The sequence below is a fragment of the Mesorhizobium sp. LNHC232B00 genome (assembly GCF_000502435.1).
Lineage (GTDB): Bacteria > Pseudomonadota > Alphaproteobacteria > Rhizobiales > Rhizobiaceae > Mesorhizobium > Mesorhizobium opportunistum.
Window position 1 is genome coordinate 444141 of record NZ_AYWP01000003.1, and the last position, 24239, is coordinate 468379.

A 24239-nucleotide genomic window follows, 5' to 3' on the forward strand; every position below is an offset into this window, starting at 1 on the left:
CAAAACCGTAAGTTTCGATCCGGGCTCGCTTCCTATCCGCGCCCGGTCTTTGCCACCTGCACCGCTGCCTGCGCGGCCGCCAGCCTGGCAATCGGCACACGATAGGGCGAGCACGATACATAGTCGAGTCCGACCTCCTCGCAAAAACGGATCGATGCCGGGTCGCCGCCATGTTCGCCGCAGATGCCGAGCTTGATGTCGGGCCGCGTCGCCCTGCCCTTTTGCGCAGCCATGCGCACCAGTTCGCCGACGCCGTCGATGTCGAGCGAGACGAAGGGATCCTGCTCGATGATGCCTTTCTGGCGGTAAGTCTCCAGGAAAGAGGCAGCATCGTCGCGCGAAATGCCGAATGTGGTCTGGGTAAGGTCGTTGGTGCCGAAGGAGAAGAACTCGGCTGTAGCTGCGATGACATGAGCCCGGATCGCCGCACGTGGCAATTCGATCATGGTTCCAGTCAGGTAGTCGATCTTGACGCCGCTCTCGTCCATCACGCTCTTGGCGACCGCATCGATGCGCGCCTTCACGTAGTCGAGTTCCTTCACCAGGCCGACCAGCGGCACCATGATCTCGGGAACCACCAGCGCGCCGGCCTTCTTGCCGGCCTCGACGGCGGCCTCGAAGATGGCCCGCGCCTGCATCTCGGCGATCTCGGGATAGGAGACGGCCAGCCGGCAGCCGCGATGGCCGAGCATCGGGTTGAATTCGTGCAGGGCGTCGGTGCGTTGCCGGAGCTTGTCCGGCGACACGTTCATGGCGGCGGCGACTTCGGCCACCTCCTCCTCGGTCTTGGGCAGAAATTCGTGCAGCGGCGGATCGAGCAGGCGGATCGTCACCGGCAGGCCGGCCATGATCTCGAAGAGTTCCAGGAAATCCGAGCGCTGCATGGGCAGAAGCTTGGCAAGGGCGGTGCGGCGGTCCTTCTCGGTGTCGGCCAGGATCATCTCGCGCATGGCTACGATGCGGGCGCCGTCGAAGAACATGTGCTCGGTGCGGCAAAGCCCAATGCCCTCGGCGCCGAAGGAGCGCGCCATGCGGGCGTCGAGCGGCGTTTCGGCATTGGTGCGCACCTTCATGCGGCGCACCGCGTCCGCCCATTCCATGATGGCGGCGAAATCGCCCGAGAGTTCGGGCTGCAGCATGGCCACGGCGCCCTTCAGCACCTGCCCGTTGCCGCCATCGATGGTGATGATGTCGCCCTTGCGGAAGGTCTGCCCCATCGAGAGCAGCGTGCCGGCCTTGTAGTCGACGCGCAGCGAGCCGGCGCCGGAGACGCAGGGCTTGCCCATGCCGCGCGCGACGACGGCGGCATGGCTGGTCATGCCGCCGCGCGTGGTCAGGATGCCTTCCGCCGCATGCATGCCATGGATGTCCTCCGGGCTGGTCTCGATGCGCACCAGGATCGCCTTGCGGCCTTGCGCCTTCATATCCTCGGCATCGCCGGAGGAAAAGACGATCTCGCCGGTGGCCGCGCCCGGAGATGCCGGCAGGCCGACGCCGATGACGTCTCGCGCGGCTTTCGGGTCGATGGTCGGGTGCAGCAACTGGTCGAGCGAGGCCGGATCGATGCGGGCGACGGCTTCCTCTTTCGTAATCAGGCCGTCCCTGGCCATTTCGACCGCGATCTTCAGCGCCGCCTTGGCGGTGCGCTTGCCGGACCGGGTCTGCAGCATCCACAACTTGCCGCGCTCGATGGTGAATTCGAGATCCTGCATGTCGCGATAGTGCTTTTCCAGGCTGTCGGAGATCGTCACGAAGGACTGGAAGGCGTCGGGCATCAGCTTCTGCAAGGACGGCTTGTCGGAGCCGGCGGCGATGCGCGCCGCCTCGGTGATGTTCTGCGGCGTGCGGATGCCGGCGACGACATCCTCGCCCTGCGCGTTGACTAGGAACTCGCCATAGAGCTGCTTTTCGCCGGTCGACGGATTGCGGGTGAAGGCGACGCCGGTGGCCGAGGTCTCGCCCATGTTGCCGAACACCATGGCCTGGACATTGACCGCCGTGCCCCAGCTTTCGGGGATGTCGTGCAGGCGCCGGTAGGTGATGGCGCGGTTGTTCATCCAACTCGAAAACACGGCGCCGATGGCCCCCCAGAGCTGCTCATGCGGATCCTGCGGGAAGGGTCTGCCGAGTTCCTCCTCGACCTTGGCCTTGTAGAGTGCGATCACGCCTTGCCATTCGATGGCCGTCAGCTCGGTGTCGAGTTCGTGGCCGAGGCTGGCCTTCTGGTCTTCAAGGATTTCCTCGAACACTTCGTGATCGAGACCCATGACCACATCGGAATACATCTGGATGAAGCGGCGATAGCTGTCATAGGCAAAGCGCGCATCGCCGGAATCGCTGGCCAGCGCCTCGACGGTCTCGTCGTTCAAGCCGAGATTGAGCACGGTATCCATCATGCCAGGCATCGAGGCGCGAGCCCCGGAACGCACCGACACCAGCAGCAGCTTCGACGGATCGCCGAACCGGCGGCCGGTCAGCTGGCCAATGTGGTCGAGCGCGACCGCGACATCGGCTTCCAATCCCGCCGGATAGGCGCGGGCGTTCGCATAGTAGGCATTGCAGACCTCGGTGGTGATGGTGAAGCCCGGCGGCACCGGCAAGCCAAGGCTGCACATCTCGGCCAGATTGGCGCCCTTGCCACCCAGCAGATTCCTGTCGCTGGCACGGCCTTCCGCCGCCCCATCGCCAAAGGTGAAAACCCATTTGGTCATGCTTGCTCTCCGGTTGCGGGAGATTGGAAAGATTGACGAAACCAATGGTTCCGCCGCGTCCGACCCTGGAGCGATATGATGGTGCAGTGCGAAAGGCAAGGTGCCGGCAAAGTCGTCCGGCCCCTACAATCGATTAAGAAAAAGCGATGTCCAAGGGTGCAGCAAAAAAGACTTGCCACCTCACTATACCCTCACTAGAACATAAAGGGAACAAAGAGGTATCCCATGAAACAAGATGGAAAACTCGACTATCTGGAAATGCCGGCAACCGGCGGCACGCTGGACCGGTTGAAGGCTTTCTACAGTTCAGCCTTCGCCTGGTCGTTCACCGACTACGGGCCGACCTATTCGGCCTTTGCGGAAGGTTTGGACGGAGGTTTTCAGGCCGAGGCCGAGGAGGCACCGGCCAAGCCCCTGCCCGTGCTCTACAGCAGGGATTTGGAGAAAACCCTGCGCGCAGTGGAAAGTGCGGGCGGCGCGATCGTCAAGCCGATCTTCTCATTCCCCGGCGGCCGGCGCTTCCACTTTGTCGATCCGGCCGGCAACGAGCTGGCCGTGTGGAGCGAATAGCGCTTCACATGGTCGGCAGCTCCGTGCCGTTCAGGGCGTTCTCGCTCTCGCTCATAAGCATTGTGCTTTTCGGCTGCTCTGCTAATAACGCGCCGCACAAGCGACTCTGACGGCTATTGGGGCGTCGCCAAGTGGTAAGGCATCGGTTTTTGGTACCGACATTCCCAGGTTCGAATCCTGGCGCCCCAGCCAACTGCCTTTTCTGCAATGAAAACAATCGCTTAGATAAAATTAGAGATTGCTAAGTGTTACAGCTTTGTGGATGGTCCACATGGGTCATTTCGGATAGCGGGGCGTCTTAAGCCATTCGTAGATTATCATGATCGCGAATCCGGCAAGGAAAGCGATGCCCGCCACTGCCCAAAGTTCATACTGCTTGCCCGCTATCGGAACTTTGATGGTCCCGAGTGCGGGAACAAAGACGCCCCAAAAGAACAATAGTCCGCACCCGCACCACGAAAAGACGAAGGTTGTCTCAACGGGCGATTTAGCGAATTCGGCGAGGAGACTTTGCCTAAAATCCCGCTTCGTAAAGAACTTATGGGCACCGACAATAGCGAGGCCCGTGAGCATAATGGCAGCGATCGCACCCATCTCTTTATCCCCCCCCCCGATGGTTTCAGAGTTCGTAACGCTCAATTGCTTTTGAAGCACCCTTCAATTCTCGCCGCGACACATTGATCAGTTCTTCCCATAACTCCACGAGCTTCGACGCCTTGTGATCCAACATTGCAATTTCATGCTGTATCTCCTTGTATACTTCGTCGCTGACGTATCGATCACCTGATGGACGCCAAGTCGATCTCCCGTGTCCGTCGTATGTGTATAGACTATAAAATCTCATGTAAAATTCGAGCACCTCCTTTGAAAATTTCTCGTATATCGTCTGAATTTTGACGCTGTGGAAATGAAATATGTCGTTCTCCCGGTAATATATTAGACTCTGCAACCCCCTATAATCATCTTCATCCATATAGGTTTGTATGGCCTTTTGCTTCAACGTGTAGAATTGCCTTCTGTCAATGATCTTTATAATCGAATTCAATTTGTCGACATCGTCCGACATCACATTATCATTGAATCGTTCACTCTCCCGATAGTCGGCCAGTTCGGTGCTTATCCACGTGATGAATGCCGCAATAAGTAGGATGACCGCCGCAATGTTGAAGCTTGAGAAATTGATCGGCCATTGAACCCAAACCAGCGAACCCACCAGCGCAAGGACCGAACCGATGCGGGCGATTCTGTTCGGGTGTTCAGGCACCATTTTAAGGTTCATGGCTGTTGCGCCCGGCGGCTACAGGAAAGATCGACGCAAGGTCTTCTTCAACGTCGATCTCGAATTCGGCCGCGAGTGCGGAAAGCTGCAATCCGAAGGTCGCGCGCAACTCGCCGAGCGCCACGAAATATCCGGGTGTTAGTGCGCGCTCACTGTATCGTGCCAGCGGGCGGGCGGTCCACGGTCGAAGTCGTCGCGAAGGCGGTAGGCGATGTTCCGATAGTCGGGCGGCGCGTCTTCAAGAAAGTGCCGGCAGGCGGTGCGCAGATGCCGGACGCGGCGAGCCGCCCGCGAGTTCTCCGGTAAGTCGTTCAATATCTGCGTAAGCTCATGGCGGATTTCGATGATGGACCTATCCACATCGCCGGGGACTTCGAAGTTCGTCGGCACATAGAGCACGCGCCGGTTCTCCAAGAAATTGAACAGCCGCAAGATCACTGTCCGTTGTGCGACTGGCGGATTCCAGCTTGCGCTTATGCTCAAGAACCCGATGCCGGTGAGCCTGCTTCGAATGGCGTCGAAGCCGCGTCGAACAATTGCCATCTGTTGTTCCCCTCTGCCCACACTCGCATCATTGGCGCGGCAGGTCGCAAAAGGAAAGCCCGGCGCTAGGCTGGGGTTTAAGTCGCCACAACCATCTCATGGGATTGGTTACTTCATCGGCGAGGTCGCGGCATCGGCATGACCGGCGGTCTCGTGGTCGCGATGTGTGCAAACTGGGTGCTGCACCGCAAGGGCTGACCGCCAATCCAGCCTGTGGTGCGAGCTGTCCGGAGCGCTATTGGCCCGGTCGCGTCAGCTCGCCTCGCGCATCGCCTCGGCGGCCTGCAGATCGACCGACACCAGTTGGCTGACACCCTGCTCGGCCATGGTCACGCCGAACAGCCGGTCCATGCGCGCCATGGTGATCGGGTTGTGGGTGATGATGACGAAGCGCGTCTCGGTGGTCTTGGCCATCTCGTCCATGAGATTGCAGAAGCGTTCGACATTGTGATCGTCGAGCGGAGCGTCGACTTCGTCGAGCACGCAGATCGGCGCGGGGTTGGTCAGGAACACGGCGAAGATCAGCGACATCGCCGTCAGCGCCTGCTCGCCGCCCGACAAAAGCGTCATGGTCTGCGGCTTCTTGCCGGGCGGGCGCGCCAGGATTTCGAGCCCCGCCTCGAGCGGATCCTCGGATTCGATCAGCTGCAATTCCGCCGTGCCGCCACCGAACAGATGCGAGAACAGCCGCTGGAAGTGGCTGTTGACCACATCGAAAGCGGCCAGCAGCCGCTCGCGGCCTTCGCGGTTGAGGCTCTGGATCGCTTGCCTGAGCTTGCGGATCGCCTCGATGATGTCCTCGCGCTCGGACACGATTGCCTCCAGCCGGTCGGACAGCTCCTTCTGCTCTTCCTCGGCGCGCAAATTGACGGCGCCGAGCCGTTCGCGTTCGATCTTCAGCCGGTCGAGCTGACGTTCGATCTCGCCCATTTCAGGCATCGGATCGTCGGCTTCCAGGCCGGTATGGCGGATCACCAGATGCGGCGGCGTGTTCAGCGTTTCCTGAATGCGCGCCTCGACCTCCAGCCGGCGCTCGTCGGCCGCGGTCAGCCGTTCCTCGGCGCGGACGCGGGTCTCGCGGGCCTCGGCCAGCGACTGGATGGCGCCGGTGGCCGCCTTGTCCAATTCGGCCTGCCTGTTTTCCGCTTCCTGCAGGCGGTCGGCGGCGGCCTTGCGCAAGGTTTCGGCCTCGGTGAGCTGCGACAGCAGCGCGCGCCGTTTGGCATCGATTTCGTCGGGGGCGTCGGCCAGCCGCTCGCGCTCCGCCTCGGCCTCGGCCTTGCGTTCGCTGAGCGACGCGATCTGCGTCGAGGCATTTTCTGCGCGCACCAGCCAATTGCTGCGTTCGGCGCCGATGGCATCGAGCCGGCGTGCGCGCGCCTCGGCTTCGCGCCGCAACCCCTCATGGACGGCGCGGGCGTCGGCAAGGGTGGCGCGGTCGCGGGCGACATTGGCCGAGGACTGTTCTACCTGCAATTGCAGGTCGCCGAGATCAGGCGCGTCCTGCAGCAGCATCTCGGCCTCGACGAAGGCAGCCGAGGTTTCCTCATGGCTGTCGACGATGCGGGCGCGCGCCTCGTCGAGCGCGGCGCGCCGGCTCGACAATTCGCCACCGGCCTTCTCGGCTTCGGCCAGCGCATTGCGGGCGGCATCCAGGCGATGCTGGGCGTCGCGTCCGGCCTGGCGCGTGTTGCGCTCGGCCTCGCTGGCCAGGCGAAGCGCCTGTTCGGCCTCAGCCAACTTCTCCTCGGCGTGACGCAGGACAAGTGTCGCCTGCACCGCCTCGGCNAAGTGTCGCCTGCACCGCCTCGGCATCAAGTTCGGCAAGCCGGTTCTTCTGCGCCAGGCGTTGCGCCGCGGCGGTCGGCGCGTCGGCGCTGGCGGCAAGTCCGTCCCACCGCCAGAGCGCGCCCTCGCGGCTGACCAGCCTCTGGCCGGGCGCAAGCAGCGCCTGCAGCCGGCGGCCGTCCGCCGCTTCGACAATGCCGATCTGCGCCAGACGGCGGGCAAGCTGCGCCGGAGCGCGAACCACGCTGGCAAGGCTCTTGATGCCTTCGGGCAGGGGCGCGTCGCCGGGCTGGATCGCGCTTTCACCCCAGTGCACCGGCGCGCTGCGGTCGAGCGGGACGTCGAGGTCTTCGCCAAGGGCGGCCCCCAGCGCCGTCTCGAAGCCGCGTTCGACGCTGATCTGTTCCAGCACGGAAGGGAAAAGATCGCCGCTGGCGGCGTTCAGGATCTTGGCCAGCGTGCGCGCTTCGGTCTCGATCCGCGCCAGTTCGGCCCTGGCGTCCTGAAGCGGCGGCCGGGCAGTGCTTTCCGCGGCGCGGGCATCGATGACCGACTGCTCGGCTTGCGCCACGGCGGCTTCGGCCTCCTCCAGCAGCGCCATGGCCTGTTCGACCAGCACGCGCTTTTCGGCCGGATCCGGCAGGCCGGCCACCTTGGAGAGGATGTCCGACAATTCGCGGTCGACTTCGGCGAGCTGGCGGGCAAAGCGGTCGCGGCGCTCGGCGGTCTCGCGCAAAGTCCGTTCGATCTGGTGGCGCGAGGCGGCGGCCTCCGCCCGTTCGGCGGTCAGCGTGGCCAATTTGGCTTCGCTGGCGGCAAGCATCGATGCAGCCTGCTCGAATGCCGCGCGGGTGGTGGCCTCGCGCTCGGCGGCGCCGGCATTCTCGGAATTCAGCGTCGCTTCCTCGGTGCGCAGGCGCTCGAGAACATCGGCATTGTCGCGCACCATTCGCTCCTCGCGGGCGATGTCGCCGTCGAGCTGCTGCAAACGCCGCTCGAGTTCGGCCTGGCGGGCACGGATGCGGCCCGCCTCCTCCTCGATCTGCGACCTGGCGATCGACAAGCGCTGGAAAGCAGCAGCGGCGGCGGCTTCCGCGTCGCGCAGGTCGGGCAAGCGGTGGGCGGCGATGCCCTGCTCCTTGGCCGCGTTCATCTGCGCGGCGGCGCGGTCGCCGACCAGTGCGGTGGCGACAGCCAGCGCCGAGCGTGCCTCGCCTTCCTGCGTCTTGGCCAGCGACCAGCGCAGGTGCAGCAAAGTCGCCTCGGCCTTGCGGATGTCGGCCGACAGGTTCTTGAAACGGGATGCCTGGCGCGCCTGGCGTTTCAGGCTTTCGATCTGGCTTTCGAGCTCGCCGACGACATCGTCCAGGCGTTCGAGGTTTTGTTCGGCCGCCTTCAGCCGCAGTTCGGCTTCGTGGCGGCGGGTGTGCAGCCCGGAAATGCCGGCTGCCTCTTCGAGCAGCGCGCGGCGCGCCTGCGGCTTGGCCTGGATCAGTTCGCCGATGCGGCCTTGGCCTACCATCGACGGCGAGCGCGCGCCGGTCGACTGGTCGGCGAACAGAAGCTGCACGTCCTTGGCGCGCGCTTCCTTGCCGTTGATGCGGTAGAGCGAACCGGCCTCGCGCTCGATGCGGCGCGATACCTGCAATTCGTCGGCATCGTTGAAGGCGGCGGGCGCGGAACGGTCGCTGTTGTCGAGGAAAAGCGTGACCTCGGCGGTGTTGCGCGCGGGCCGGGTGCCCGAACCGGAAAAGATCACGTCGTCCATGCCGGACGCGCGCATGTTCTTGTAGGAGCTTTCGCCCATCACCCAGCGCAGCGCCTCGACCAGATTCGACTTGCCGCAGCCGTTCGGCCCGACAATGCCCGTCAGGCCGCGTTCGATGACGAACTCGCCGGGCTCGACGAACGACTTGAAACCGAGGAGGCGGAGGCGCGAAAACTTCATTCACGCGCCTCAAAGGCGGGTTCCGCGAAAGTGTTCCGCGGTTTTGCGGCAAGAAACCGCGTCAAAACGCAAAAGCGGGCAGCGCCGGAACGCTGCCGCTTCAGCGCTGAGCCGATGTCAGAGCAGAGGGTCGATGATGGCCGATATTTCCTCAATCGACATCGCCCCTTTGTAGGTCTTACCGTTGATGAAGAAGGTCGGTGTCGAGTCGACCTTGAATTCATTGGCGCCGCGCTTCTGGACCGATCTCACATCGTCCAGAAGTTTCTGGTCCGTCAAGCAGGCCTCGAAGGACTCCTGTGTAAAACCGGCGAGCTTCGAGATTTGCAGCAGCGCATCCTTGGTGTTCTGGACGCCAACCCAGTTCGCCTGCTGCCTGAACAGCACATCGACCATCGGGAAATAGTTATCCTTGGAGCAGCGCGCCAGCATGAAACCGGCTTCCGCGCTCGGATCGAACGGAAATTCGCGCAGGATGTAGCGAGCCTTGCCGGTGTCGATGTACTTCGTCTTCAGTTCCGGGAAGGTGGTCTCGGCGAAATGCGCGCAATGCGGGCAGGTCATCGAGGCGTATTCGACGATGGTGACCTTGGCGTCGTCCTTGCCGAGCTGCTTGTCGGGCAGTGCGCCCGGCTTCAGCAGTTCCGCCATGTCGACGGTTCCCTGCGCTTCCGGCACCTGGGCCGCCGCCGGCGTGGCCGGCTTTGCGGGAGTGGCCGGGTCAGCAGGCTTCACATTCGCAGCCTTGGCCTGTTCGCCGGAGTCACTGCAGCCGGCGAGCAGGGCGACCGCGGGAATGGCGGCCAGCGAAGACAGGACGTTTCTGCGAGACAGACTTTTGCCGAACGAGGGACGGTTCATACGAATCACCTGACAAGGGTTGAATTTTGCAATGCAAAGGCACGAAAAGGCGAGAGTTGGCGCGAATTAAGGCATCTCCGTCCCCAATCCAATCGCGAAACCTGACAAGGGCGATCACGAATGCGAGATGTTGACGACAAATCCATGACTGTCTTCAAGGGGTTTTCGACTTTTTTTCACCAAGAATCGTCGCACCCAGCCTTTCCAGAGAGGCGCGCAGCCCTTCATCCTCGATCAATTCGACTGTGCCGGACAATTTCGTCTTCTCCGCCGCCGTCAAGGGCCTGAAGGTCGGCTTGGGCCGTCCTTTATCCGTTGTCACCGGCTTTTGCACGATCCTGATGCGGCCAATGGCGTTGAAGCCGAGGAAGGCGTTCACCCTGTTGATGATCTCGCCGGTCTCGTGCTGCAGATGAAGCGCGGCCATGCCTTCGCAGGCGATGACCAGCACCGCCGGCTCGAATGGATCGTCCTCATGCAAGCGGCGCGGCCACTGGATCTTTTCAGGCCGCGAGCGGCTGGCGAGGCGCGGGCCCGCGATCTCTTCCCAGGACTGGACGAGGCCAATCGAGATGCCGGCCCGCTTGCGCAGCACCGGATCGAGGATTTTGGTCGCAAGATCGCTCACCGGGACGGGATTGCCGTAGGGCGTTCTCCCTGCCATGTACGTTCTCCAGCCATCACCCCAGCAGATACCGGCCAGGCCCATACAGATCAATGGCACCAGCAGACCAGACCCGCAAGTCCATCTCAGGCGATACCGCGTCGCGCCTGCTCGCCTGGTACGACGTGCACCACCGCGAATTGCCATGGCGCGTGACCCCGCGCGAACATGCACGCGGCGCGCGGCCCGACCCCTACCGCATCTGGTTGTCCGAAGTCATGCTGCAGCAGACAACCGTTGAGTCGGTGAAATCCTATTTCCGCGCCTTTGTCGAGAAATGGCCCGATGTCGAGGCGCTGGCCGCTGCGCCGACCGAGGACGTGATGAAGGCCTGGGCGGGGCTCGGCTACTATTCCCGCGCCCGCAATCTCAAGGCCTGCGCCGATCTGGTCGCCGCCCGCGGCGGCCGGTTTCCAGACACGGAGGTTGCCTTGCGAGACCTGCCCGGCATCGGCGCCTATACGTCGGCGGCCATAACGGCGATCGCCTTCGATAGCCCCGCCGCCGTTGTCGACGGCAATGTCGAACGCGTCATCTCCCGGCTGTTTTCGATCACGACGCCAATGAGCGAAGCCAAGGCCGAAATCCGTGCCCATGTCGAACGCATGGTGCCGTCGACGAGGCCGGGCGACTTCGCCCAGGCGATGATGGATCTCGGCGCCACGATCTGCACCCCGCGCCGGCCGCGCTGCATGCTGTGTCCGCTGCGCGAAGACTGCAGCGCCCTCGTTTCAGGCGACCCCGAGCATTTCCCGGTGCGCCTGCCGAAGGCCGACAAGCCGCAGCGGCGCGGCGCCGCCTTCGTGGCTGTGCGCGGTGACGGCGCCATTCTTTTGCGCAAGCGGCCGGACAAAGGCCTGCTCGGCGGCATGACCGAGGTGCCGACGACCGCCTGGACCGCGCGGATCGACGGCGCAACCACCGAGGCGGCGGCGCCTTTCCCCGCCAACTGGCGGCGTGAGGGCCAGATCGCGCATGTCTTCACCCATTTCGCGCTCGAACTCGACGTCTTTCGTGCCGAGGTGGACAGCGCCGCGCCAGCGGGGCATTTCTGGTCGCTGGCCCATGAAATTTCCGGGGAGGCGCTGCCCACTGTCATGAAAAAGGCAATCGAAGCGGCGATACCCGGCGCGACGAAAAAGCCACGCCCGCATTGAAAGAGGCTCCATGACTGAAATCCGCCACATCGTTTTCGACATCGGCAAGGTGCTGATCCACTACGACCCAAATATCCCGTTCAGCCGCCTCATTCCCGATACCGAAGAGAGAAAGTGGTTCTTCGACAATATCTGCACGCATGACTGGAACCTCGAGCAGGACCGCGGCCGGAGCTGGGAAGAGGCCGAGGCGCTGCTGATCGCGGATCATCCCGAGCACGCGGAAAACATCCGCGGCTTCCGCCGCCACTGGCACGAGATGGTGCCGCACGCCTATGACGACAGCGTCGCCATCATGCTCGGGCTGATCGAGAGCGGCCACGATGTGACCATGCTGACCAACTTCGCCGCCGACACGCTTGCCGAGGCCCGCAAACGCTTCGATTTCCTCGAGCGGCCGCGCGGCGTCACCATTTCCGGCGAGATCGGCAAGATCAAGCCGGACCGCGACATCTACGACCATCACGTGGCCGCGTTCGGCCTCGAGCCATCGGAGACGCTGTTCATCGACGACAGCCAGAAGAATGTCGATGGCGCCAGGGCGGCAGGCTGGCAATCGGTGCTGTTCACCGACGCCAGGACGCTTCAAGCAGACCTTGAGCGCTTCGGAATCAAGGCGTGATCTGAATCGCTTCCGGCAATCCGCTGAGATTTTGAATCTACGAGGAATTGCGCCGGTGGCAGGGGTTCAGCCCCCTGCCCGTTCCATGCCGAGGCGGGCGATGCGGCGAAGTTCGTCGATCGGGGTCAAGCCGCCGCTGCGTTCATAATGCCAGAAGGTCCAGCCGTTGCAGGCGTCCAGTCCCTGCACTTCGGCGCCGATCTTGTGGATCGAGCCGGCACTGTCGCCGATCGCCACCGTGCCGTCGGCACGCACCTTGGCCGCCCAACGCTTCTTGGCGTCGTAGAGCGTGGCGCCCGGAACCATCAGCCCGGTGTCGATCAGGCTGACGAAGGCGACGCGCGGCTCGGCACGCTTGCCGGTCAACACCGTCAGGTCGGCATCTTCCAGCGGCCGCACGGCGTCGATGCGCTCGTTGGCGGCATCGATATAGGCCTGCTCGCGCTCGATGCCGACGAAGTGCCGGCCGAGACGTTTGGCCACGGCGCCGGTCGTGCCGGAGCCGAAGAAGGGGTCGAGCACGATGTCGCCCGGCTTGGTCGAGGCCATCATGATGCGGGCCAGCAGCGCCTCCGGCTTCTGCGTCGGATGCAATTTGTCGCCATTGTCGTTCTTCAGCCGCTCGCCACCGGTGCAGATCGGGAACAGCCAGTCGGAACGCATCTGGATGTCGTCATTCGACGCCTTGAGCGCCTCGTAATTGAAGGTGTAGCCCTTGCCCTTCTGGTCGCGAGAGGCCCAGATCATGGTCTCATGCGCGTTCTGGAAGCGGCGCCCGCGAAAATTCGGCATCGGATTGGTCTTGCGCCAGACGACGTCGTTGAGAATCCAGAAGCCCAAATCCTGCATCTTGGCGCCGACCCGGAAGATGTTGTGATAGGAGCCGATGACCCAGATCGTGCCATTCGGCTTCAGCACGCGGCGCGCCGCCAGCAGCCAGGCGCGGGTGAAGGCGTCGTAGGCCTCGAAGCTCTCGAACTGGTCCCAGTCGTCGTCGACCGCGTCGACCTTGGACTGGTCGGGGCGGTGCAGGTCGCCGTCGAGCTGCAGATTGTAAGGCGGATCGGCGAAGATGACGTCGATCGACTTCTCGGGCAGGCGGTCGAGGGCCGCGACGCAGTCGCCCTTGAGGATCGTGTCCAGCCATTCGGATTGCTGGGGAGCAAGGGAAAGCTCGTCGAGAAGACGCACTGCAGACATTTTTACACCCCAGGCACGCGTTACTGTTTTTACCGTCTGTTATGGTTACCGATCAGCGTAAATATTCGGTGAAGGCCGGCGCAACGACCTGCCGGGTTTGCGAAGGCGGTGCCATTGGTGTATGCCGCGCCGCCTGAGCCCGTAGCGGCCACTCCATCCTCCTTGTCCCGGATCGTCATGCCCCAGCCAGATCTTGTCATCTTCGATTGCGACGGCGTGCTCGTCGATTCCGAAATCATCGCCGCGCGGGTCGAGGCCGAGCTGATAACCCTGGCCGGATACGAGGTCTCGGCCGAGGAAATCGCCGAGACCTATGCCGGCCTGACCTTCAAGGACATTTTGATGCGGATCGAGGAGAAGTCCAAAATCCCGTTCCAGGTGTCGCTGATCGATCGCGCCGAAGAACTGGTCGACCGGAAGCTGCGCAGCGACGTGCGTGCCATCGAAGGCGTGCGCGAGGCGGTTGCATCGGTCACGACACAACGCTGCATCTGCTCCAATTCACGCTCGGAGCGGATAGAATTCATGCTGGAGAAGGTGCACCTGCTGCCGTTTTTCGCCGGCCGCATCTTCTCGGCGCTGGAAACGCCCACCGGCAAAACGAAGCCGGCTCCGGACGTTTTCCTGTTGGCGGCGGAGAAACTCAACGCCAACCCGGCGAACACTTTCGTCATCGAGGATTCCGTGCACGGCGTCCATGGCGCCAGGGCCGCCGGCATGCGCGTGATCGGCTTTACCGGCGCCAGCCACAGCTACCCCGGCCATGCCGATGCGCTGACGGAAGCCGGCGCCGAGACGGTGATCCGCCGCTGGGCTGAACTGAAAAGCGTGATCGCCGCACTGTCGGAGTGGTCGGCGGACGCCTGACAAGCGTCCAGCCCGATGCACGCGGGTCTTGAGCAATTCCAGGAAAAGTGTGACACGGTTTTCCCGGGAAAAGCGCGTAGCGCTTTCCCTTGGGAATTGCGTAAAAACAAAGAGATGGAGCGGTTCGCCCTTTCCGTGAAACGGTGAAATGCTCTGAGGCCGCTCAGTTTGTCGCGGCCGCCCGCTTCCTGTGGGTCTTCTTCGGCTTGTCGGTCGTCGTCTTGGGCGCGGTTTCGTCATAACCGGCGTAGGCCTGATAGTCCGGCGCCGTCGGAGCCGGGACGACGACATTGGAATCGGTGAACACGAACTGTGTGGCGACCGAAGGATCGGTGACCTGGACCTGATACTGGTGAATCTGCGAATAGAGCACGTCGGTGCCGTGCATCACCGCGGTGCGGATCGGCATGGTGATGGTTCCGGGCGAGAACTTCGGCCCCGGCACGATCTTGCCGGCGACCGCGATCTTCATCGTCAGCTGCCCGTCGGCACGGCTGCAATCGCGCGTCACGTCGGCGATCGACGCCTGATAGATGATCCTCGCCGAATCGTCCGGCGGCGTGGCCGCGGCGGCGTCGGCCGCAGCCTGGGCGGCAGCGTCGGCCTCGGCGTCGCCGGTCTTCTTGAGCTTGGGCTTGGGCTTCCGGGCTTCGTTGGCATAGGTGTTGAAGAAGGCGGTGCCATCGCGCACCGTCACTCTCGGACAATAGGCGTTCAACTGGCTGGCCAGAATCTTGGGATCCTGCGGCGGTGGCGGGGCGGTCGGATCTTTCTTGCCTAAACCGAGGTTGAGGATGCCATTGTCGCCCGATTGGCAACCGGCGGCGGCGAGCATAAAGCCGGTAAGCGCCAGACCCGCCACAAAGCGACCGCTAAATGTATGAAACGCCATGAAACTCCCACTTCCCTCTCGCAGAGCTGGTGACCTATATCAACGGCGCGGCAAAAATGCGACTGAGCCAGCGCAGAAATTAACCACCTTGTGGTGAACGGAAAGCCACACGGCAAACGGATCTGTGACATGCAATATGTGAGTACCCGTGGGGAGGCGCCCGCGCTTGGATTTTCCGACGCCGTGCTGGCGGGCCTGGCGCGTGATGGCGGGCTCTATGTGCCGCGCGAGTGGCCGCAGTTTTCGCCGTCCGAGATCCGCGCCATGCGCGGCCTTGCCTATCCCGACCTTGCGATCCGCGTGCTGTCGCCCTTCCTTGGCGGCGAAATCCCGGCGCCGCTCTTCGAGCGCCTGGTGCGTGAAGCCTATGCCACCTTCCGCCACGAAGCCGTCTGCCCGCTGGTGCAGATCGCTCCCAACACCTTCGTCCTCGAACTTTTCCATGGCCCGACGCTGGCTTTCAAGGACGTGGCGATGCAGTTGCTCGCCCGGCTGATGGACCATGTGCTCGCCGAGCGCGACCAGCATGCCACCATCGTCGGCGCCACGTCGGGCGATACCGGCGGGGCGGCCATCGACGCTTTTGCCGGGCGCAGCCGCACCGACATCTTCATCCTCTTCCCGCATGGCCGCGTCTCGCCCGTGCAGCAGCGGCAGATGACGACATCGACCGCGCAGAACGTTCACGCGCTGGCGATCGAAGGCAATTTCGACGATTGCCAGGGCCTGCTCAAGGACATGTTCAACGATCACGGCTTTCGCGACCGGGTGGCGCTTTCAGGGGTCAACTCGATCAACTGGGCCCGCATCATGGCTCAGATCGTCTATTATTTCTCCTCGGCCTTGTCGCTCGGCGCACCGGACAGGCCCGTATCCTTCACCGTGCCGACCGGCAATTTCGGCGATATCTTCGCCGGCTACGCGGCCAAGAAGATGGGCCTGCCGATCGAAAGGCTGGTCATCGCCACCAACGACAACGACATCTTGGCGCGCACCTTCGAGACCGGCGAATACCGCACAAAGGGCGTCTTCGCGACCACCTCGCCGTCGATGGACATCCAGGTGTCGTCGAATTTCGAGCGCCTGCTGTTCGAGGCCTCCGGCCGCAATGCCTCGACCGTGCGGCGTTACATGGCGGGGCTCAAGCAGTCGGGTGCTTTCAGCATAGAAACCCAGGAAATCACTGGGATGCGGACCGAATTCGACGCCGGCCGTGCCGATATGGACCAGGTCGCTGCCACCATCCGCTCGACGCTTGCGGCCAGCAATTACCTGCTCGATCCGCATACGGCGGCAGCGGTCCACGTCGCCGCAGGCAGGCCCGCCGGTGCCGTGCCGATGGTGGTGCTGGGCACGGCTCATCCGGCAAAGTTTCCAGCCGCGGTCGAAGCCGCCAGCGGTATCCACCCCGCCCTGCCCGCATGGCTAGGCGGGTTGATGAAAGCGGAGGAAAAATACACGGTACTTCCATCCGACCTGAAAATGGTGGAAGATTACGTCAGCCGCCGCGCGCGAGCGGCGCGTTAGGGAGTAAGAGCCATATGGGTGTTGAGGTAAGCCGTCTGTCGAACGGCCTGACAGTCGCCACCGAAACCCTTCCAAGTATCGAATCGGTTGCCCTTGGTGCCTGGGTCAAGTCCGGTGCGCGCAACGAGCGTGACGACGAGCATGGCATGGCCCATCTGCTCGAGCACATGGCGTTCAAGGGTACAAAGCGGCGAAGCGCTTTCGAAATAGCCTCGGAAATCGAGGATGTCGGCGGCGAGATCAACGCCGCCACCAGTGTCGAGACGACGTCCTACTATGCGAGGGTGCTGTCCGACGACGTGCCGCTGGCCGTCGATATCCTGTCCGACATCCTGCAGGAGTCCGAATTCGACCCGCAGGAACTCGAGCGCGAGCAGCACGTCATCCTGCAGGAGATCGGCGCCGCGCACGACACGCCCGACGATATCGTCTTCGACCGTTTCACCGAGACGGCCTTTCGCCACCAGACCATCGGCCGCTCGATCCTGGGCACGCCGGAGACCGTCAAATCCTTCACGTCCAAGCAGTTGCACGATTTCATCGAGCGCCAGTATGGCGCCGAGCGGATGGTGATCGTGGCTGCCGGCGACATCAAGCATGACAATTTCGTGCGCGAGGTCGAAAAGCAGCTCGGCGGCTTCCGCAGCAAGGCCGACAGCACCATTCCACAATACGCGCAATATGTCGGTGGCGATTTCCGCGAGGATCGCGACCTGATGGACGCGCAGATCGTGTTGGGTTTCGAAGGCCGTGCCTACCATGTGCGCGACTTCTACGCCTCGCAGGTGCTGTCGATGATCCTTGGCGGCGGCATGTCATCGCGCCTGTTCCAGGAAGTCCGCGAGAAGCGCGGCCTGTGCTATTCGGTCTATGCCTTCCACTGGGGCTTTTCCGACACAGGCATATTCGGCGTCCATGCCGCGACCGGGCAGAGCGACATCGCGGAGCTCGTGCCGGTCATCATCGACGAGCTGCAGAAGGCCGGCGAGAGCATCCTGCAGGAAGAACTCGACCGGGCGCGCGCCCAGTATCGGGCCGGGCTGATCATGTCCGCCGAAAGCCCGGCCAGCCGTGCCTCGCAGATCGCGCGGCAACTGCTTCTGTTCGGCCGCCCGATCGCCAAGGAAGAGCTGATGGAGCGCCTGTCGGCGCTGACCATCGAACGGCTGACCGACCTGTCGTCGCGGATGTTCTCGACCAAGCCGACGCTTACCGCTGTCGGGCCTGTGGGTACGCTGGCACCATATGAGGCGATCCTCGATTCGCTTCCGGGTACGCAGACCACGGCCCGCAGGCTCGCCGTCTAAGCCCCCAAAGCGTCGTGTTCGCGCTCCCTTTCTTTCGCCGTGACCTGCCGGCACTGAAGGGCGAACGCGTGACGTTGCGCGTGCCGCTGACCAACGACTATCGCGAGTGGTCGGCGGTGCGCGGCGAAAGCCGCGCCTTCCTGGAACCGTGGGAACCGCGCTGGACGCCCGATGAGCTCGATCGCACGGCATGGCGGCTGCGCATCAGCCGTTACCGCGAGGACTATGCACAAGGAACAGCGATCGCCTTCTTCATCTTCGAGAAGTCGAGTGGCAAGCTGGCGGGCGGAATCACGCTCGGCAACATTCGCCACGGTGTCTCGCAAAGCGGCCATATCGGCTACTGGATCGGCGAGCGCTTCGGCGGCCGTGGCCTGATGACCGACGCGGTCAAGCTGGTGGCCCGCTTCGCCTTCGATACGCTGAGGTTGCACCGGATCGAAGCGGCTTGTATCCCCGACAATATCCGGTCGATCCGCGTGCTTGAAAAAGCCGGATTCCAGCGCGAAGGACTTCTTCGATCCTATCTCAGGATCAATGGCATCTGGCAGGACCACTACCTCTACGCCCGGATCGCGGACGATCCGCCGGGCGCTGGAACGAAGGACTGATTTTGACGAATTTCCTGCGAAACGGGCCGCTGTTCGCCTTTATCATTGCGACGATCCTGACGCTGTGCGCGGCTTCGTCGGCCTTCGCCGTCGAGCCGATCAAGATTGCCCGCGACGACGTCGCGCTCGACCTTTCGGGCGCCGTCGAGATCTACCGCAACCAGGGCGAGAATTTCCAGGTGTCGACCGCACCCGGGCCGGACGGCATCGTGCGGCGCATCGAGGTCGAGGCCAACGATGCACGCTCGACCGGCGACTGGGCGGTGTTCGCGCTCGCCAACACCACCGACCAGCAGCTCGACCGGCTGATCGTCGCGCCGCATTTCAGGCTGGTGAATTCCGGCATCTTCTGGCCCGACCTCGGCTCGACCCGCATCGCCGCAATCACGCCCAGCGAAGGCTTCGCGCTCGACCGCCAGACCAGCCCGGATGCCGACGTGTTCCGGGTGACGCTTAACCCCGGCACGGTGATCACCTTCATCGCCGAGCTCGCCTCGCCGAAGCTGCCGCAGGTCTATCTGTGGGATCCCGAATCCTACAAGGACTCGGTCAATTCCTACACGCTGTTTCGCGGCATCGTCATCGGCATTGCCGGCCTTCTGGCGCTGTTCCTGACCATCCTTTTCGTGGTCAAAGGAACCTCGATGTTCCCGGCGACCGCGGCACTCGCCTGGGCGGTGCTCGCCTATATCTGCGTCGATTTCGGTTTCCTCAACAAGATCATCGAGATATCGCCCGGCAACGAGCAGATGTGGCGAGCGGGAACGGAGGTGGCGCTCGCGGCGACCTTCGTGGTCTTCCTGTTCGCCTATCTCAACCTCAACCGATGGCACGGCCATTTCAGCTATGGCGCGCTGGTCTGGATCCTCGGGCTTGTGCTGATCGCCGGTGTCGCCATCGTCGATCCGGCGGTTGCCGCCGGCATCGCCAGGATATCCTTCGCCGCCACGGCGCTGACCGGGCTCGGCCTGATCATCTTCCTCGGGATTCGCGGCTATGACCGCGCCATCATGCTGGTGCCCAGTTGGGTCATGGTGCTGCTGTGGCTCTGTGGATCGTGGATGGCGATCACTGGCATGCTCGACAACGACATCGCCCAGCCGGCGCTCGGCGGCGGCTTGATCCTGATCATCCTGTTGATCGGCTTCACCGTCATGCAGCACGCCTTTGCCGGCGGTGCGTTGCACCAGGGGCTGTTCTCCGACCTCGAGCGCCAGGCGCTGGCAGTGGCCGGATCGGGCGATACGGTGTGGGACTGGGACGTGCTGCGCGACCGCGTGGTGACCAAGCCCGATGTCAGCATCCAGCTCGGCCTGGCCCCCAACAGCCTGGGGGGTGCGGCGCGCAACTGGCTGCCAGTGCTGCATGCCGACGACCGCGACACGTTCCGCACGACGCTCGACGTGGTGCTTGAGCACCGCCGCGGACGGGTGTCGCAGAACTTCCGCCTGCGCGGCGCCGACGGGCATTATCACTGGTTCGCCTTGCGCGCCCGCCCGGTCATCGGATCGGACGGCGAGGTCATCCGGTGCGTCGGCACCATGGTCGATGTCACCGAGCAAAAAAAATCCGAGGAACGGCTGCTGCACGATGCCGTGCACGACAACTTGACCGGCCTGCCGAACCGCGAACTGTTCATGAACCGGCTGGAGGCGATCATCTCGATCGCCCGCACCGAGGAAAAGGTGCGGCCGACCGTATTCGTCATCGACATCGACCGCTTCAAGCAGGTCAATGACGGGCTTGGCATCTCGGCCGGCGACACCATCCTGCTCACCATCGCGCGCCGGCTGCATCGGCTCTTGAAGCCGAAGGATTCGCTGTCACGCTTCGCCGGCGATCAATTCGCCCTGATGCTGCTTTCCGAACAAGACCCTGCCCGCATCGCCGGCGTGGCCGATGCCATCAAGCATGCGATCAACAATCCGATCACCTTCGCCAAGCGCGAGATCGTGCTGACCGCCTCGATCGGCCTGATCACCTGGACCTCGGCCCAGACCTCGGCCGAGGACATGGTCAAGGACGCCGAGCTTGCCATGCATCAGGCCAAGCGTTTCGGCGGCGACAGGATCGAGCCGTTCCGCCCGGCTTTCCGCACCGTCGGCACCGACCGGCTGCAGTTCGAATCCGACCTGCGGCGCGCCATCGAGCGGCGCGAATTCACGCTTGCCTACCAGCCGATCGTGCGGTTGGAGGACGGCAGCGTCGCCGGCTTCGAGGCTCTGCTGCGCTGGGACCATCCGCGCCGCGGCATGATCCCGCCTGCCGATTTCATCCCGGTCGCCGAAAGCTGCGGGCTGATCGTCCAGCTTGGGCTGTTCGCCATGCAGCAGGCCGCCGAGGATCTCGCCGGGTGGCAAAAGCAGATCGGCGACGCGCCGCTGTCGGTCTCGGTCAACCTGTCCAGCCGCCAGCTCATCCGCCGCGACCTGGTCAGCGACGTCCGCTCCGTCATCGCACGAGCCAACCTGAAGCCGCGCTGCTTCCGGCTCGAACTCACCGAATCCCTGGTGATGGACAATCCGGAACAGACCGCCCACGTGCTGACGAAGCTGAAGCAGCTCGGCATCGGCCTGTCGCTGGACGATTTCGGCACCGGCTATTCCTCGCTCGCCTATCTGACGCGTTTCCCCTTCGACACCATCAAGATCGACAAGAGTTTTGTCGACGACAGCACACCCAAGCGCGCCGTGCTGCTCAAATCCATGGTCAACATGGCCCATGAGCTTGGGCTTTCTGTAGTGGCCGAAGGCATTTCGGACGAACGCGATGCGCTGGAACTGCGCCAGATGGGCTGCGAATATGTGCAGAGCTTCATGTTCGGCGCGCCTATGCCAGGCGACCAGGTGCTAAAGACGCTGAAGGAGCAATATCCGCTGACGCAGGCGTGATGGGGTTCAGACGCGTCGCGGCCGTCCCTTCGTCGCGCAGGATGACGAAGGTGGAGCGCGTCGGTCGGCCTGATGGGTCAGGCGTGTCCGGCGGCGAGGCTGAGATGCGCCAGATCGATGCCGATCGAGGCGAGGATACGATCGTATTTGCGCTCGATGTCGGCGTCGAACAGAAGTTCGGGGCTGGCCGGGCAGGTCAGCCAGCCATTCTCGGCGATCTCGGTTTCCAGTTGGCCGGCGCCCCAGCCGGAATAACCCAGCGCCATCAGCGCGCGGCGAGGCCCGCGACCCGACGAAATGGCGCGCAATATGTCGACGGTCGCGGTCAGGCAGATGTCATCGGAAACGGACAGCGACGATTCCACGCGGTAGTCGCCCGAATGCAGGACGAAACCCCGGCTGCGATCGACAGGCCCGCCATTGCGCACGACGAAATCGCGCGCCTGCGCGGGCAAGCGGATCGCCTCCTGCTCGTTCATGATGCCGAGCTGCACCAACAGGTCCGGAAACAGCATCTGCTGGGTCTGGTTGATGATCAGGCCCATCGCGCCTTCATCGCTGTGCGCGCAGACATAGATGACCGAGCGCGTGAAACGGTCGTCCTTCATGCCGGGCATGGCAATCAGGAACTGATCGTCGAGAAAGCCGCGTCCAGCGGCTGTCTTCTTGTGGCGCAACAAATCCATGGCAGCGAGGGTAACGCGTTTCCCCGGCGCCGAAAAGATGCGCAGCGGTGGATTCGACCAAAGCCCTGCCGCCAGGCCCGCATAGTTTGTCCGCAAGGGTCACGCAAATATGATATCGGCAAGGCCATGAAATCATTGCACCGCCACGAACGGACGATCAAATCACCGCCATGCAAAGCTTGAAAATCCTGTTGCTCTGCGCCGTCATCGCTTCGGCAAGCATCGTTCCCGCCATAGCGTCCTCGTCGGCATGGTACAGCAGCGAAGGCGGCAAGGTGCGGCTGGTGACGTCAGGCAAGCCGGACAATGCCGGCCGCATCCAGGGCGTTCTCGACATTGCGCTCAAGCCGGGCTGGAAGACCTACTGGCGTGATCCGGGCGATGCCGGCGTGCCGCCGCAACTCGATGTTTCCGCCAGCACCAACATCACGGATGCCAAGCTGTCCTTTCCGGCGCCGCAGCGTCATGACGACGGTTATGGCAAATGGGCAGGTTACGATTATCCGGTGTCGCTGCCGGTGGTGTTCACGCTGTCGGCGGCCAAGGATCAGGCCGTCATCGACGCCAACGTCTTTCTCGGCATCTGCGAAACGATCTGCATCCCCGTGCAGACGCGGCTGACCGTCGACCCCGCTTCCGACCCGGACAATGCCGAGGATGCGGCACTGGTGAAGGCGAGCTTCGCGGCGTTGCCCGCACCGGCAAGGTCCGATTTCGGCATCAATGTCCTGCCCGGCGATCATGAGACGCTGGTTGTCGAGGCGAGTTTTCCAGGCGATCCCGAGGCGGCCGATTTCTTCGTCGCCGGCGAGCGGGACTACATGTTCGGCCCGCCTTCGCGCAGCGAAAAGGACGGCAAGCTGATCTTCACCGTGCCGATCCTCGACCGCCCTTCGACGACACCAACCGATGGCGGGCTTCACTATACGCTGACGAGTTCGGCGGGCGCGGTCGAAGGGCTTCTGCCTTTCCCGTGATCCTACCTCGAGAGTTGCAGGACGCCGCCGAGTTCGCTACGCAGGCACGCATCCTTCCCATTCCCCAAGCGAGGAACTCATGACCATTTCCGTTGGCGACAAGCTGCCTGAAGCGACCTTCAAGACGATGACCGCCGACGGCGCCAAGGCGATCACGTCAGCCGAGATTTTCTCCGGCAAGAAGGTCGTGCTGTTCGGCGTTCCCGGCGCCTTCACGCCGACCTGCAGCAACAACCACCTGCCCGGCTATATCGAGAACCACGACGCGATCCTGGCGCGCGGCGTCGACACCATCGCCGTCGTCTCGGTCAACGACGTCCACGTCATGGGAGCCTGGGCGCGCTTCACCGGCGGCGAGGGCAAGATCCTGTTCCTTGCCGATGGCAATGGCGATTTCGCCAAGGCGGCAGGCCTCGATAACGACCTTTCCGCGGGCGGCATGGGCCTGCGCTCGAAGCGGTTTTCGATGATCCTCGACGACGGCAAGGTCACCGCGGTCAATGTCGAGACCAAGCCCGGTGTCGACGAGTCCGGTGCGGCTCATATTCTCGGACAGCTCTGAGCTCAACGACGGCGTCGGGCGGGCGAGGCCACCGCGGCCGCTCTCGCCCGACGATCGAGGTTGTAGTCCAGAAGTGACAATTTGGGGGGATTCCAAAGATGTTTGACGTCTTCTGGCGCGCGGTCGCGATCGGCATCGGCGCCACGGTGCTGATGGATATCTGGGCCTTCTTCCTCCACTACGCATTCGGCCAGCCGCGGCCGAATTGGGGGCCTGTCGGCCGCTGGGTCTGGCACTTGCGCGACAAGGTCTTCCACGACGATATCGGCGTGGCCGCGCCCTACGCGAATGAGGTGGCGCTGGGCTGGGCGTTTCATTATTTCGTCGGCATCGTCTACGGCATCATCCTGGTCGTGGTGGCAGGAGCCGCCTGGCTTGCGGCGCCGACTTTCCTGCCAGCTTTCATCCTGGGCATCGTCACCGTCGGCGCCGGCTGGTTCCTGCTGGCGCCTGGGATGGGTGCCGGATGGGCGGCGTCGAAGCGGCCCAACCCGATGCAGATCCGGGCACTCAACCTGGTCTCGCACACCGTGTTCGCGATTGGGCTTTGGGGCACTGCGCTGCTGATCCGTTAAG

21 protein-coding genes, 1 tRNA gene and 1 pseudogene are annotated in these 24239 nt (G+C 63.4%); 12 read left to right on the forward strand and 11 right to left on the reverse strand.

Features of this window, described 5'->3' with window-relative positions; all coding sequences use genetic code 11:
- Positions 1–32: 32 nt before the first annotated feature.
- On the reverse strand, positions 33–2711 hold the full coding sequence (gene ppdK, locus X743_RS162210) for a pyruvate, phosphate dikinase (protein WP_023764461.1): 2679 nt from the start codon (positions 2709–2711) through the stop codon (positions 33–35).
- Positions 2712–2936: 225 nt separating this feature from the next.
- On the opposite strand from ppdK, the gene X743_RS162205 reads away from it, so the two are divergent.
- Together X743_RS162205 and X743_RS162200 are read left to right on the forward strand one after the other, a co-directional pair.
- Complete coding sequence (locus tag X743_RS162205; RefSeq protein WP_023764462.1) at positions 2937–3281, forward strand: VOC family protein; 345 nt, start codon at positions 2937–2939, stop codon at positions 3279–3281.
- Between the two features lie 117 nt (positions 3282–3398).
- Positions 3399–3473, forward strand: a tRNA-Gln gene (locus X743_RS162200).
- Between the two features lie 84 nt (positions 3474–3557).
- Here the strand turns inward: X743_RS162200 and X743_RS162195 are convergent.
- The 7 genes and pseudogenes from X743_RS162195 to X743_RS162175 form a co-directional block, all read right to left on the reverse strand.
- Positions 3558–3875 carry a hypothetical protein gene (locus X743_RS162195; RefSeq protein WP_023764463.1) on the reverse strand — a complete coding sequence of 106 codons (318 nt, stop codon included), beginning with the start codon at positions 3873–3875 and terminating at the stop codon, positions 3558–3560.
- Positions 3876–3900: 25 nt separating this feature from the next.
- Positions 3901–4560: a hypothetical protein gene (locus X743_RS162190; protein WP_023764464.1), complete on the reverse strand. Its 660-nt coding sequence runs from the start codon at positions 4558–4560 to the stop codon at positions 3901–3903.
- Positions 4550–4684 (reverse strand): hypothetical protein, encoded by a 135-nt coding sequence (locus X743_RS1000000173890; RefSeq protein WP_023764465.1) that lies wholly within the window; start codon positions 4682–4684, stop codon positions 4550–4552. The genes X743_RS162190 and X743_RS1000000173890 overlap by 11 nt, the downstream gene beginning before the upstream one ends.
- A gap of 14 nt (positions 4685–4698) precedes the next feature.
- Complete coding sequence (locus tag X743_RS162185) at positions 4699–5103, reverse strand: DUF6650 family protein (protein ID WP_156934395.1); 405 nt, start codon at positions 5101–5103, stop codon at positions 4699–4701.
- Positions 5104–5355: 252 nt separating this feature from the next.
- Positions 5356–8839 (reverse strand): annotated as a pseudogene (gene smc / locus X743_RS01000000168700) (chromosome segregation protein SMC).
- Between the two features lie 117 nt (positions 8840–8956).
- Positions 8957–9700 (reverse strand): DsbA family protein, encoded by a 744-nt coding sequence (locus X743_RS162180; RefSeq protein WP_023764467.1) that lies wholly within the window; start codon positions 9698–9700, stop codon positions 8957–8959.
- Between the two features lie 154 nt (positions 9701–9854).
- Positions 9855–10364 carry a DUF721 domain-containing protein gene (locus X743_RS162175; protein WP_023764468.1) on the reverse strand — a complete coding sequence of 170 codons (510 nt, stop codon included), beginning with the start codon at positions 10362–10364 and terminating at the stop codon, positions 9855–9857.
- A 53-nt stretch (positions 10365–10417) separates the two neighbouring features.
- Here X743_RS162175 and mutY point away from each other — a divergent pair, with 53 nt between their 5' ends.
- Complete coding sequence (gene mutY, locus X743_RS162170) at positions 10418–11521, forward strand: A/G-specific adenine glycosylase (RefSeq protein WP_023764469.1); 1104 nt, start codon at positions 10418–10420, stop codon at positions 11519–11521.
- 10 nt (positions 11522–11531) lie between these two features.
- A complete protein-coding gene (locus X743_RS162165; RefSeq protein WP_023764470.1) occupies positions 11532–12143 on the forward strand; it encodes an HAD family phosphatase in 612 nt (203 codons plus the stop codon).
- Positions 12144–12209: 66 nt separating this feature from the next.
- Here X743_RS162165 and X743_RS162160 read toward each other — a convergent pair whose 3' ends face one another.
- The gene (locus X743_RS162160; RefSeq protein WP_023764471.1) at positions 12210–13343 is read right to left on the reverse strand and encodes a site-specific DNA-methyltransferase; all 1134 of its coding nucleotides are present in this window, start codon (positions 13341–13343) and stop codon (positions 12210–12212) included.
- Positions 13344–13520: 177 nt separating this feature from the next.
- Here X743_RS162160 and X743_RS162155 point away from each other — a divergent pair, with 177 nt between their 5' ends.
- Entirely contained in the window at positions 13521–14210 is a 690-nt protein-coding gene (locus X743_RS162155) for an HAD family phosphatase (RefSeq protein ID WP_023764472.1), read from the forward strand.
- Between the two features lie 163 nt (positions 14211–14373).
- Here X743_RS162155 and X743_RS162150 read toward each other — a convergent pair whose 3' ends face one another.
- On the reverse strand, positions 14374–15102 hold the full coding sequence (locus X743_RS162150; protein ID WP_023764473.1) for a hypothetical protein: 729 nt from the start codon (positions 15100–15102) through the stop codon (positions 14374–14376).
- Between the two features lie 129 nt (positions 15103–15231).
- Between X743_RS162150 and thrC the strand changes: the two genes are divergently transcribed.
- The 4 genes from thrC to X743_RS162130 are packed head-to-tail and all read left to right on the forward strand — an operon-like array spanning position 15232 to position 21438.
- Positions 15232–16629, forward strand: a complete 1398-nt coding sequence (gene thrC, locus X743_RS162145) for a threonine synthase (protein WP_023764474.1) — start codon at positions 15232–15234, stop codon at positions 16627–16629.
- 14 nt (positions 16630–16643) lie between these two features.
- Positions 16644–17936: a pitrilysin family protein gene (locus X743_RS162140; protein ID WP_013896639.1), complete on the forward strand. Its 1293-nt coding sequence runs from the start codon at positions 16644–16646 to the stop codon at positions 17934–17936.
- Between the two features lie 14 nt (positions 17937–17950).
- Positions 17951–18547 carry a GNAT family protein gene (locus X743_RS162135; RefSeq protein ID WP_023764475.1) on the forward strand — a complete coding sequence of 199 codons (597 nt, stop codon included), beginning with the start codon at positions 17951–17953 and terminating at the stop codon, positions 18545–18547.
- Positions 18548–18549: 2 nt separating this feature from the next.
- A complete protein-coding gene (locus tag X743_RS162130; RefSeq protein ID WP_013896641.1) occupies positions 18550–21438 on the forward strand; it encodes an EAL domain-containing protein in 2889 nt (962 codons plus the stop codon).
- A gap of 77 nt (positions 21439–21515) precedes the next feature.
- Here X743_RS162130 and X743_RS162125 read toward each other — a convergent pair whose 3' ends face one another.
- Positions 21516–22124, reverse strand: a complete 609-nt coding sequence (locus X743_RS162125) for a YqgE/AlgH family protein (protein WP_013896642.1) — start codon at positions 22122–22124, stop codon at positions 21516–21518.
- 170 nt (positions 22125–22294) lie between these two features.
- Here X743_RS162125 and X743_RS162120 point away from each other — a divergent pair, with 170 nt between their 5' ends.
- The 3 genes from X743_RS162120 to X743_RS162110 all read left to right on the forward strand — a co-directional run bounded on the left by X743_RS162120 (position 22295) and on the right by X743_RS162110 (position 24238).
- Positions 22295–23101, forward strand: a complete 807-nt coding sequence (locus tag X743_RS162120; protein ID WP_023764476.1) for a protein-disulfide reductase DsbD domain-containing protein — start codon at positions 22295–22297, stop codon at positions 23099–23101.
- Between the two features lie 79 nt (positions 23102–23180).
- Positions 23181–23663, forward strand: a complete 483-nt coding sequence (locus X743_RS162115) for a peroxiredoxin (RefSeq protein WP_023764477.1) — start codon at positions 23181–23183, stop codon at positions 23661–23663.
- A gap of 98 nt (positions 23664–23761) precedes the next feature.
- The gene (locus X743_RS162110; RefSeq protein ID WP_023764478.1) at positions 23762–24238 is read left to right on the forward strand and encodes a DUF2938 domain-containing protein; all 477 of its coding nucleotides are present in this window, start codon (positions 23762–23764) and stop codon (positions 24236–24238) included.
- Position 24239: the final 1 nt, after the last annotated feature.